General features: G+C 65.3%; 8 protein-coding genes. 4 read left to right on the forward strand and 4 right to left on the reverse strand.

The window, feature by feature from the left end; genetic code table 11:
- Nucleotides 1-105: 105 nt before the first annotated feature.
- The 4 genes from GY791_13160 to GY791_13175 all read right to left on the reverse strand — a co-directional run bounded on the left by GY791_13160 (nt 106) and on the right by GY791_13175 (nt 8,130).
- Nucleotides 106-1,743: a benzoate-CoA ligase family protein gene (locus tag GY791_13160; protein MCP4329374.1), complete on the reverse strand. Its 1,638-nt coding sequence runs from the start codon at nt 1,741-1,743 to the stop codon at nt 106-108.
- Nucleotides 1,740-2,885: a monooxygenase gene (locus GY791_13165; protein MCP4329375.1), complete on the reverse strand. Its 1,146-nt coding sequence runs from the start codon at nt 2,883-2,885 to the stop codon at nt 1,740-1,742. The genes GY791_13160 and GY791_13165 overlap by 4 nt, the downstream gene beginning before the upstream one ends.
- A gap of 72 nt (nt 2,886-2,957) precedes the next feature.
- Entirely contained in the window at nt 2,958-6,593 is a 3,636-nt protein-coding gene (locus GY791_13170; GenBank protein MCP4329376.1) for a 5-oxoprolinase, read from the reverse strand.
- 49 nt (nt 6,594-6,642) lie between these two features.
- Complete coding sequence (locus tag GY791_13175) at nt 6,643-8,130, reverse strand: DUF2029 domain-containing protein (GenBank protein MCP4329377.1); 1,488 nt, start codon at nt 8,128-8,130, stop codon at nt 6,643-6,645.
- Between the two features lie 199 nt (nt 8,131-8,329).
- On the opposite strand from GY791_13175, the gene GY791_13180 reads away from it, so the two are divergent.
- From GY791_13180 to GY791_13195, 4 genes are all read left to right on the forward strand, one after another.
- Nucleotides 8,330-9,088: a DUF3750 domain-containing protein gene (locus GY791_13180; GenBank protein ID MCP4329378.1), complete on the forward strand. Its 759-nt coding sequence runs from the start codon at nt 8,330-8,332 to the stop codon at nt 9,086-9,088.
- 55 nt (nt 9,089-9,143) lie between these two features.
- Nucleotides 9,144-9,881, forward strand: coding sequence for a DnaJ domain-containing protein (locus GY791_13185; protein MCP4329379.1), 738 nt, complete (start codon nt 9,144-9,146; stop codon nt 9,879-9,881).
- 14 nt (nt 9,882-9,895) lie between these two features.
- Nucleotides 9,896-10,618, forward strand: coding sequence for an MBL fold metallo-hydrolase (locus GY791_13190; protein MCP4329380.1), 723 nt, complete (start codon nt 9,896-9,898; stop codon nt 10,616-10,618).
- Nucleotides 10,619-10,761: 143 nt separating this feature from the next.
- Nucleotides 10,762-12,576, forward strand: a complete 1,815-nt coding sequence (locus tag GY791_13195; protein ID MCP4329381.1) for an ATP-binding cassette domain-containing protein — start codon at nt 10,762-10,764, stop codon at nt 12,574-12,576.
- The last annotated feature ends 3 nt before the right edge of the window (nt 12,577-12,579 follow it).

Consider the following 12,579-nt stretch of genomic DNA (forward strand, 5'->3'; position numbering starts at 1 on the left):
CGGGATCCCGGGTCTGCAGCACACCGCTGCGCGCTGCGCTGCGCCCGGGATGACCATTCGGGGAATGCTTCCAGTTCAGCCGTACTTATCGAAGCTCTAGGATGGTCAGGATTCCAACGGCCGCGCCTTTAGCGCCTGGCGATCGATCTTGCCGGTTCCGGTCTTGGGCAACTCGTTGGTGTAGTCGATGATCCGCGGATATTTGTACGGCAGCAGCGCGGCCTTGACATAGGCTTGCAGTTCCTTCGTCGTCGCCGCCGACTCCGCGCGGCCGGGTTCGAGGACGACGAAGGCCCGAATCGTCATCCGCCGGTCCGCCAGCTCGACGCCGAAGACGGCGCATTCGCGCACGGCGGGATGTTCGGCCAGGCACAGCTCGATTTCGAGCGGATAGACCCATTGACCGCTGACCTTGATGAGGTCGTCGGCGCGGCCGCGGAAAAAGTAGAACCCGTCCTCATCCTCGACGAAACGATCGCCGGTCCAGATCCAGTCGTCGCGCATGGTGTCGGCCGTTTTCTCCGACTGACCCCAATAGCACGGGGCGCTCGAATGACCACGGACGGAAAGGATCCCCTCCTCGCCGGCGGCGACCGGCGCACCGGCGCGGTCGGTCAGTCGGATCTCGTAACCGGGAACGCGCTTTCCCGCCGCGCCCAGCTTCTTTTGCTCGACCGTATTCGACAGGTACATGTGCAGCAATTCGGTCGACCCCAGCCCCTCGACGATCTCGAGGCCGAACAGTTCCTTCCAGCCATTGAAGATTTCCGCCGACAACACCTCGGCGGCCGAGACGCAAAGCCGCAGCGACGAAAGGTCCGCGGTTGCGCTTCGCGGATCCTTCAGCAGGGCCGTGAAGAGCGTCGGCAGGCCGTAGAACACGGTCGGGCGAAATCGCTCGATCGCGGTGAAAACGGCTTGCGGGTCGGGGCGCCCGGCGAGTAACACCGAGCCGCCGCCGGTGGCGAACGGAAAGGTGACCGAGTTTCCGAACCCGTAGGCGAAAAAGATCTTGGGCACCGAGAAGCTGATGTCGTCTTGGCCGAGAGCGATGACATGGCGGGCATAGGATTGGGCGGTGTAGAGCATGTCGTGCTGGAGATGGACGACTCCCTTCGGCCGGCCGGTGCTGCCGGAGCTGTACATCCAGAACGCCATGTCGTCGCGGTCGGTCCGCGCGGCATCGAGCCTGGTCTCCTGCCCGGCGAGCCAGGTCTCGGCGTCTTTGATCTCGAAGCGACCCGCGAGCGAAGCCAGCCCATTCACGATGACGGTTTCGAGGGCCGTGCCGTCGACCGTCTCCCCATCGAAACTGTCGGCATAGGCGGCGTCGACGATGGCGGCACGGGCCCGCGAATCCTGAAGATAGAAGCGGACCAACTCGACCGGCGACAGCGTATTGATGAGGACCGGTACCAGGCCCGCCCGAATGGCGCCGAACAGGGCCGCCGGATAGACCGGCGTATCGTCGAGGAAGAGAAGCACGCGGTCGCCGCGCGCGAGGCCGAGTTCGCGGAACCCGTTGCCGAACCGCGCGGCCTGCTCGCAAAGCTGCCGATAGGTCCAATCACCGGTAGCGCCGTAGATCGCGATCTTGTCGCCGCGGCCGGTCTCAAGATTGCGGAAGAGGATCTCGCTCGCGTTGTAGCGATCAGGCACCGAGAACCCGATCTCGGCCGCACCGGGCGCATCGTCGGGCACGCGATCGACGATGGTGTCGTCGTCCGACGCGTCCGCGCTCACGGGCTGATCTCCTTCGCCGACCGACGGTTCAGATATTCGCCCACGAAGCCTGGTGAATTCGCCCGCAGGCGCTCGGTGTCGACGCGGCCGCTGCGCTGGATATAGCGCCAGGCGAGGTTCCAGGCATCGAGTTCCATATGCCGACCGAAACTCTCGTACCACGCGCCGCTCGCATTGGCCGCGGCGACCAGCTTTTCGACGATCGGCCGCCGTTCTTTCTCATAACTTTCGAGCGCCCTGGGCACGTCATCGCCATGCATCTCGAGCGCCTCCGCCAGGGCTATGGCATCCTCGAGGGCGAGCCGCGTCCCGGAGCCGATCGAGAAATGCGCGGTGTGCAGCGCGTCACCGACGAGCACGGCATTGCCGGCAGACCAGCGGCGGTTGGACACTCGGGGAAAATTCCGCCAAACCGACTTGTTGGAAACCAGGGAATGGCCATCGAGATCTTCGGCGAAAGTCTCCTCGCAATAGGATTTCGTCTCGGCTTCGGTCATTTCCGCAAAGCCCGCGCGCGCCCAGGTCTCGGCGTCGGTCTCGACGATGAATGTGCTCATCCCCGGCGCGTAACGATAATGGTGCGCGTTGAAAACGCCGTCGGCGGTTCGGTGGAATGTCTGGGTAAGCGTCTCGAACGGCTTGGTCGTGCCGTACCACACGAACTTGTTCGAGAAATAGGTAACCGACGCGCCGAAGGCATCCTGGTAGGTGCCGCGGACCAGCGAATTGACGCCGTCGGCGCCGATCACGAGATCGGCGTCGGCCAATTCATCGAGACTGTCAATTCGACGGCCGAAGTCCGGTCGGAGGTCGACCGAGGCGACCCGCGATTGGAGGAGGCGTAGCAGCTCCAAGCGGCCGATCGCCGAGAAGCCGATGCCGTCGATTGCGATGATCTCACCGTCATGGACAATGCGAAGGTCGTGCCAGGTTTCGAGGCTGGGCCGGATGAGGTCGTAGGTTTCGCCATCGTCGGCGCGCAGGAACTCGAGGGCGCGGTCGGAGAAAACGACACCGAAGCCGAAGGTCGCATCGGGCGGGTTCTGCTCGACCAGCCAGATTTCTGCATCGCCGCGACGCCGCTTGAAGAGATAACTGAAATAGAGACCCGCCGGCCCGCCGCCGATGACCGCCACCCGCATCGACATCTCCTCTCTGCATTCGCGTCCGTCCGCCGCTCGGCCGCAGGACGATGTGCCCTGCCGGAGGCAAAGCTACCCCGCCGCCTCCCTGGTCTCGCCGGCGCTGCCGAAGCCACCGCCGCCCGGCGTTTCGACGACAAAGACATCGTCCGGCCCGAGCTCGATCTTGTCGGTCGGCCCGAGCTCGACGATGGTACCGTCCGCGCGCTCGACATAGTTGTGTCCGAGCGCGCCGGTCTCGCCGCCGGCCATGCCATAGGGCGCGACGCGGCGATGGTTGGACAGGATCGCCGCCGTCATCGGTTCGAGGAACTTGATCCGGCGCACCGCGCCATCGCCGCCGCGATGCACGCCGCCCCCACCCGAGCCGCGGCGAATGACGAAGGATTCGACCATCACCGGGAAGCGCCATTCGAGCACTTCGGGATCGGTCAGGCGCGAGTTGGTCATGTGTGTATGGACGGCGTCGCAGCCGTCGAAATCGGGCCCCGCGCCGGAGCCGCCGCAGATCGTCTCGTAATACTGGTACCTGTCGTCGCCGAAGGTCAGGTTGTTCATCGTGCCCTGGGACGCGCCCATGACGCCGAGCGCGCCATAGAGCGTGTCGGTGATCATCTGGCTGGTCTCGACGTTGCCGGCAACGACGGCGGCCGGATATTGAGGGTTCAGCATCGAGCCTTCCGGGATGACGATACTGAGCGGCTTGAGGCAGCCCTCGTTCATCGGGATCTCGTCATCGACCAGGGTACGGAAGACATAGAGCACGGCCGCCCGGCAAACCGCCGACGGCGCGTTGAAATTATTGGGCAGCTGGTCCGAGGTGCCGGTGAAATCGATGGTCGCGCTGCGCGCCGCCTTGTCGATGGTGACGGCGACGTGGACCTCGCCACCCTCGTCCAGGGGATAGGTGAATTCGCCGTCCTTGAGCACGTCGAGGACACGACGCACCTGTTCCTCCGCGTTGTCCTGGACGTGGCCCATATAGGCGTGGACGACATCGAGACCGAAATGGTCGACCATGCGGCGCAATTCCTGGACGCCCTTCTCGTTGGCGGCGATCTGGGCGCGCAGGTCGGCCACGTTTTGGTTGGGATTGCGTGCCGGATAAGCCCCCGAATCGAGCAATTCCCGCAACTCCGGTTCGCAGAACCGGCCGCGGTCGACCAAGGTGAAGTTGTCGATCAGGACGCCTTCCTCCTCGACCGTCGTGCTGTCCGGCGGCATCGAGCCCGGCGTGATACCCCCGATATCCGCATGGTGGCCGCGCGAGCCGACATAGAACAGGATGGTCGCGCCGGCGTCATCGAACACCGGAGTGATCACTGTGATGTCGGGCAGGTGCGTACCGCCGTTATAGGGTGCGTTGAGGACATAGACGTCGCCCGGCGCCATGGTGCCGCCGCGTTCGCGGATGATGGCTCGCACGCTCTCGCTCATCGAGCCCAGATGGACCGGCATGTGGGGCGCGTTGGCGATCAGCTGCCCGTGCTGGTCGAAGATGGCGCAGGAGAAATCGAGCCGTTCCTTGATGTTGACCGAATAGCTTGTGTTTTCGAGCGTCGCGCCCATCTGCTCGGCGATCGACATGAACAGGTTGTTGAAGATTTCCAGCATCACCGGGTCGACTTTGGTGCCCACCGCGGAGGCCCGTTGTAGCGGCACCACGCGGGTCATGACGACATGGTTGCGCGGCGTGATCTCGCCCTGCCAGCCGGGCTCGATGACCGTCGTGCTGGTCGCCTCGATGAGCACGGCGGGACCGTCGATGCGGTGCCCGGGCCGAAGCGTCTCGCGGGCATAGACCGGGGTCTCGTAATTGCCGCCGCCGCTGACCATGGCGACCCGGGCCAGGGCGTCGGGCAACGCCGATGGCGCGCCCTGCTCGGCCACCACCGGATCTTCGACGGTTTCGGTCAGGCCGATGACCTCGACCGCCACCGCCTCGACGACATGGGGCTTGTCGGGGACGACGAAGCCGTAGCGCTGGCGATGGGCGTGCTCGAAGCTCGCGATGATGACCTGGGTATCGCCGAAATCGACGATCAGCGGCGCATCGGTGCCGTCGTAGCGGAGGTGGATCGTGTGCTTGACGCGGATGTGGTCGTCGTCGATGCCCTGGGCGCGCATTTCGGCACGGCCTTCGGCCTCGAGCCGTTCGAGCACGGCTTTCAGGTCGGGTAAAATCTCGTCGCCGAGACGGGCCTCCACCGCCTGTTCGCGAATCACCCGCATATCCGCGAGACCCATGCCATAGGCCGACAGCACGCCGGCGAAGGGATGAAGGAAGACCCGTGTCATGCCGAGCGCGTCGGCGACCAGGCAGGCGTGCTGGCCGCCGGCGCCACCGAAGCAGCAAAGGGTGTATTCGGTGACGTCATAGCCGCGCTGGATCGAGATCTCCTTGATCGCATTCGCCATGTTATCGACGGCGATGCGGAGAAATCCCTCGGCGACTTCGACCGGCGTGCGGGCGTCTCCGGTGCGAGCCTTGATCTCGGCGGCCAACGCGGCGAACTTGTCACGAACCACGTCGCCGTCGAGCGGCCGGTCCGCATTGGGCCCGAACACCTTGGGGAAGAATTCGGGCTGGATCTTGCCCAGCATCACATTGCAGTCGGTGACCGCCAACGGACCGCCCCGCCGGTAGCAGGCGGGACCAGGATTGGCGCCCGCCGATTCGGGACCAACGCGGTATTTCATGCCGTCGAAAACGAGGATCGAGCCGCCACCGGCGGCGACGGTGCGGATCTGCATCATCGGCGCGCGCATGCGGACGCCGGCGACCTGGGTCTCGAAGGCGCGCTCGTATTCCCCGTTGTAATGGGACACGTCGGTCGAGGTGCCGCCCATGTCGAAGCCGATGATCTCGCCGAACCCCGCCATCTCGGCGGTCCGCACCATACCCACCACGCCGCCGGCCGGACCCGACAGGATGCTGTCCTTGCCCTGGAAGAAGCGGGCGTCGGTCAGGCCGCCGTTGGATTGCATGAACATCAGCCGGACGTCGCCGAGCTCGGTCGCGACCCGATCGACATAGCGCCGCAGGATCGGCGATAGATAAGCGTCGACGACCGTCGTGTCGCCGCGGCTGACCAGCTTCATCAGCGGGCTCACGCCGTGGGACACGGAGATCTGGGTGAAGCCGATCCGCTTCGCCAGCTCTGCCACCGCGCGCTCATGATCTGGATAGCGATAGCCGTGCATGAAGACGATGGCCGTCGAACGGATGCCGTCGTCGTAGGCTTGCTGTAAGCTCTCACCGGCGGGGTCGAGATCGACCGCCACGATTTCTTGACCGTCGGCGCGCACACGCTCGTCGACCTCGATCACCCGCTCGTACAGCAGTTCGGGGAGTACGATGTGCCGGTCGAACAATCTGGGGCGGTTCTGGTAGGCGATGCGCAGGGCATCGGCGAAGCCTTTGGTGATGACCAGAACGGTACGGTCGCCCTTGCGCTCCAGCAATGCGTTGGTCGCCACCGTCGTGCCCATCTTGACGGCGTCGATATCGGCCTCCGGTATCGCATCGCCGCTGTCCAGGCCGAGCAGCTCACGGACCCCCTGAAGTGCCGCGTCGGCGTATTGTTCGGGATTTTCCGACAACAGTTTGTGGGTGACCACGGCGCCGTCCGGGCGCTTGGCGACGACGTCGGTGAAGGTGCCGCCGCGATCGATCCAGAACTGCCAGTGGCCGTCGGTCATCAACATTTATCCCAGGTGCCGATTTCCGGCGAAGCTATCGTTTCCTGGGATCAGGTCAAGCCAGGTGTTTCTTGACCCCGCCCTTCGTCGCGGCGCGCAACGCCGCCCAGACGAAATAGACTCCGAAAAGGAACGCCGGCAGGCCGGCGAAGTCGCGCACCCAGCGCGCCGGATCCTGCCGCATATGACCCTGAGACAGATAGAACAGAACCGCGAACGCCGAGACCCAGCCGAGATAGAGGACCGTCGCGCGGCGCAAGCCGGCGGACTGGAAAAGGCCGCTTCGATCGGTGGCGTACCAATAGGCGATCAGCAAGAAGCAAATCGCGAAGAATTGGAAGTGGGCGAGCGGGTAGAACAGCAGCACGACGACCGGCGCCAGGGCGGCGCCGACCTCGGCGTCGATGTCCTTCCACACGCAATAGGCAAAGAGCGCGAGGCCGCAGAGGGCGGCGAGCGGTACGCCGAGCGCGCGCAACGAGAATTGCTGGCCGGTCAATGCCGCGACGATGCGACCCTCGCCGACGCGAAGGATCGACAGATGGCGGGTGCGGCGATCGGCGGCATAGGCCACCGGGTCGAATATGGAATCGCCCCAGATCGCGAATGCGACCGCGGTGCCGACCGCCACGACGAGGGCGCAGCCGAGCGCCGGACGCCAGTCGATCGCACGCCCGCGCACTATCAGGAACGGCAGCACGATGATCGGGTAGAACTTGGCCAGCACGCCGAGGCCCAGGATCGCCCCGGCGCCGAGCGGCCGCTTGGCGAGGGCCAAGTGGACCGCGAACAACGCGGCGGCGGCCGGCACGATGTCGAAATGGGCGTAGAAGCCGAGCAGAACCCAGAAATAGGGGCCCATGACGAAGAGCACGGAAGCGAACAAAGCGGATTCGAACGGCCGTCCGCCCTGGTCGAGCAGCCGGCCGAGAATGAACAGCCAGCAGCCGAACCAGAGATAGAGGAACAGCGCCACCGGCCACAACGGATTCACCGCGAAGGCGACGGCGAACACATTGAACAGGGGGCCGTAGGCATTGTTGCCGGCCGCCGGGTCGCGCCATGGATCGAGGCCGTCGAGCGTTGCCGACCATTGGATGGCATGGGCGGCGTAGTCGCGGAACAGGCCGGTGCCGAGGTGAGCGCCAAGGAACACCGTGAAGAGAACGGCGCAAAGCACCTGCAAGGCGCGCGGATCGGCCAGACGGGCATAGGCGTCGGCGCCCATGATCCAGCGAACGAACCCGTCGCGCAGCGCCAGCAGCCAACCGAAACCGGCAGCCAAGATGAAGGCCTGGATGACGGCGACGATCGCCTGCCACGTCATCACCGGCGGCAGGTCGGAGAACTTCCAGCGCAGGGCAAAGTGCCCGGCGATGAGCTCGAACAACGGGCCCGTTGCACCGGCGGCGACGTTGCCCGCGTATGCCGTCGCCAGAATTTCGACCGCGATCCACGCCAGCACCGTCGCCCCGGCGACCGACAATGAAAGGCGATTGGCGCTCAGCCGATGGCTGACGGTCGAAGCTCGAGCGGCGGACATCGCACCTCTTTCGCAATTGGCCCTGTCGCGGCCGCCGTAACCCGGGACCCCGGCGGGTCGAGCAGCCTGACGGCGCCTACCTTGCGCCGAGCCCCATTCGACCTGCAACAACCTCGTCGGCGCGGTATCGCGTTCGGCCGCGGTTTCGATCCACGCCTTGATCCGAACGCAATCCACGGCTAGCGTCGGCACCATGAGGATGGCGCGACGCTTGATGGTTTTGTTCCTCTGTCTCGTCCTACTGGTTCTGATGGGGCCCCTGGCCACAATCGCGACCGGTGTCGCGCCGCTGCGCGGCGACTGGCGGACAGCGACCCATAATGTGACCGGCATCGCCCCCGATCCGACCGCAACCCAGGAGGCCCTGGTCCAAGTCTATGCCGCCCGTGCCTTTTCCTGGCGCGGCGCCTTCGGCATCCATACCTGGATCGCGGTCAAGCCGGCCAATGCCGCCACCTACACCACCTATGAGGTGATCGGCTGGCGCCACTACCGAGGCCTACCGGCGGTAGCCATCCGCGATCGGCGGCCGGATACCGAATGGTTCGGCAGCGCCCCCGAGGTTCTCGCCGAGTTGCGCGGCACCGAGGCCGCCGCCGCGATCCCCGCGATCGAGCGTGCCGTCACCGCTTACCCGCACAACGATGCCTACCGCGTGTGGCCGGGACCCAACAGCAATACCTTCACCGCCTTCGTCGCCCGGCTGGTGCCCGCGTTGCGCCTCGATCTGCCGCCGACCGCGGTCGGCAAGGATTACCTGGCCGGCGGCGCCATTGTCGCCCCGACGCCGAGCGGAACCGGCTATCAGCTGTCGCTCGGCGGGGTGTTCGGCATTCTGGCGGGGAGCGAGGAGGGAATCGAGTTGAGCGTGCTCGGCCTCGGCATCGGCATCGATCCGCTCGATCTCAAGTTGCGGCTGCCCGGTCTCGGTCTGATTGGCCCCGGCGGAGGCGGCTGATGTCCGCGCCCTCCCCAACGCCGGCCGCCGATCCAACGCGGCATGACCGCGCACGATGAGCGTCTGGGGCAAGATTCTAGGCGGCGCGGCCGGCTTCGCGATGGGCGGGCCGTTGGGCGCGCTGGTCGGCGTGATCGCGGGACACGCGGTCGACCGATACCGAACGCAACAGAGCGATGACGTCGACCCCGACGCGGCGACCAAGCGCATCGCCTTCACCATTGCGGTCATCGTCTTGGGCGCCAAGATGGCGAAGGCCGACGGCGTCGTCACCAAGGACGAAATCAACGCCTTCCGCGAAGTCTTCCAAGTTCCGGAGAACGAGATCAAGAACGTCTCCCGCGTCTTCAACCAGGCGCGGCAGGACGCACGCGGGTTCGAGCCCTACGCCGAGCAAGTCGCGCGCATGTTCCGCAATCATCCGCGGGTGCTCGAGGAACTGCTCAACGCGCTGTTCCACATCGCCCGCGCCGACGGCGTTTATCACGCCAAGGAAAAGGAATTCCTCCATCGCGTTTCGGAAATCTTCGGCTTCGACGCGGCGACCTTCAGCCGTATCGAGGCCGAACAGATGGGGCCGCAGAAGGCCGATCCTTACGTCATCCTCGGGATGACCCGGGAGGCCGGCGATGCGGAACTGAAATCGGCCTACCGCAAACTGGTGCGCGAGAACCACCCGGATACGTTGGTCGCCCAAGGCATGCCGCAGGAGTTCATCGATCTCGCCAACGATAAGCTGGCGACGATCAACGGTGCCTGGGACCGGGTCAGCAAGGAAAGGGGAATAAGCTGAGCAGCGTCGAGGTGATGGTCCTGGGCTGTGGCGATGCGTTCGGCAATGGCGGCCGGTTCCAGACCTGTTTCATGGTCTCTCACGCCGGCGGCCGGGTTCTGATCGATTGCGGCGCATCGTCGCTCATCGCGCTCAAGAAGCACGGCATCGACCCGGGCGAGATCGACGCGGTGCTGCTGACCCACCTGCACGGCGACCATTTCGGCGGATTGCCGTTCCTCATTATCGATGCCCAGTTCACGCGCCGCGAGCGGCCATTGATCGTGACCGGCCCGCCCGGCACGGCGACCCGCCTCGACAGCCTGATGGAGGTGATGTATCCGGGCTCGACCAAGGTCGAGAGACGGTTCGACGTCGACGTACGAGAGCTCGATGCCGAGGTCGCGGTCGAAGTCTGCGGCGTCGAAGTGATGCCGATCGAGGTCGCCCATGCCTGCGGGTGTCCCCCCTACGGCCTGCGTGTCACCTGTGCCGGCCGCACGATCGCCTATTCGGGCGATACGGGATGGACCGAATCGCTGATCCCGCTCGGCCGCGATACCGATCTCTTCATTATCGAAGCGTCGATGTACGACAAGCCGGTCAAGCATCACCTCGATTACATGACCCTGAAGGATCAATTGCCGCGGGTCGGTGCACACCGCGTCATGCTGACCCATATGGGAACCGAAATGCTGGCGCACCGCGACGACGCCGACTACGAGACCGCCGAGGACGGGTTGCGCATTACCCTGTAACCGCCGTCCGTCCCGCACGCGACGCAACGGTGGCCTGCGCGTTCGCCGGTGGTCAAAGCCGGGAAGCCCGTCTAGGATCGCCGCGCGTCGCCGGTAGGTTTTGCCTGCGATCATAGAAAAACATCATCATCCGGAACGACGGAATGTCGGCACCGCCGCTCACGACCATCGCCGACATCCACCTCAGGCTCGGCGATAATGTGCTTTTTGAAGGCGTCGATCTCCGCATCGGCGCCGGCGAAAGGGCGTGCTTGGTCGGCCGCAATGGCTCCGGCAAGACGACATTGCTGCGAATGCTGGCGGGAGAAATCGAACCGGATAGCGGCGACACGTTCTTGCAACCGGGCACCCGGCTTGCCTACCTGCCCCAGGAGCCGGTCCTGGCACCGGATCAGACGGTGCTCGAGTATGTGTCCGCCGGCGGCGCCGCGAGCCACGAAGTTGACGCCGCGCTCGATCAGGTCGGTCTCGATGGCGCGCGCCCGCTACATTCGCTCTCCGGCGGCGAAGGTCGGCGTGCCGGTCTGGCGCGGGTCTTGTCCGGGCGGCCGGATATCCTGTTGCTCGACGAGCCGACCAACCATCTCGACCTCGCGACAATCGAATGGCTCGAGCGGACTCTCCGCGACTATCCCGGCTCGGTGCTGGTCGTCAGCCACGACCGGACCTTTCTCGCCAATGTGAGCAATCGGACCCTGTGGCTCGACCGCCGCCGCCTGCGGCGCCTCGACAAGGGGTTTGCAGCCTTCGATTCGTGGCAGGAAGATGTCTACGCCGCCGAGGCCCGAGCGGTCGAGAAACTCGACAGCAAGTTGGCCGCCGAAGCGCGTTGGCTGCATCGCGGCGTGACGGCGCGGCGGCGGCGCAATCAGGGTCGTCTGCGCCGCCTGCAGGATCTCCGCGCGGTCCGCGCAACCCTGATCGGTGAGAAAGCGCGCGCCAAGATCGCCGCCGAGGACGGCGAGTTGAAAAGCCGTGTCGTCATCGATGCCAAGGACCTGTCCAAGAGCTTTCCCGGCGCCGACCAGCCCCTATCGATCGTCAACGGTTTTTCGACCCGCATCCTGCGCGGCGACCGCATCGGTATCCTCGGCCCCAACGGCGCCGGAAAGACGACATTGCTGCGGCTCTTGGTCGGAGATCTCGAGCCCGACGGCGGACGGGTGCGCTTGACAAAGAGCCTGACCGTGGCCTATTTCGACCAGCATCGTGCGATTCTCGACCGCGAGCAGACCCTGTGGCAGACCCTGTGCCCCGGCGGCGGCGACACGGTCTGGGTGCATGGCCGGCCGCGCCACGTGGTGGCCTACCTGAAGGATTTCCTATTCGATCCGAAGCAAGCCAAGAGTCCGGTCAGCAGTTTGTCCGGCGGCGAGCGCAACCGCCTGCTGCTGGCTAAGATCCTGGCCCGGCCGAGCGAGCTGTTGGTGCTCGACGAACCGACCAACGACCTCGATATGGACACCCTCGAGCGGCTCGAGGACATGCTGAGCGACTATCCGGGAACGTTGCTGCTGGTCAGCCACGACCGAAATTTCCTCGATCGCATCGTCACCGGTACGATCGCCATGGAAGGGGACGGCCGGGCCACCGAGTACGCCGGCGGCTACAGCGACTATCTAACCCAGCGCAAAGAAAACAGGCGCGGGGCGGTCGCGTTCAAGGCGCCCAAGAGCGAGGCGGCGCCACGGACCAGAGAGCGGCCGCGCCGGCAAACGAAGCTGAGCTACAAGGACCGGCGTCAGCTCGAAATCCTGCCCGGCCTGATCGAGGCGATCAGCGCCGAGATCGCCACGCTCGAGGACAAATTGTCCGATGGCGCCTTTTACACCACGGACCGCGAGGGCTTCGACGGCGCCACTAGGCGTCTCGAAGAAGCGATCCAGGAGCGAACAAAGATGGAGGATCGCTGGCTCGAACTCGAGACACTGAGCGAGTCTCTGGAACCGACCGGCTAGCTC

This window comes from Alphaproteobacteria bacterium (assembly GCA_024244705.1).
Classification (GTDB): domain Bacteria; phylum Pseudomonadota; class Alphaproteobacteria; order JAAEOK01; family JAAEOK01; genus JAAEOK01.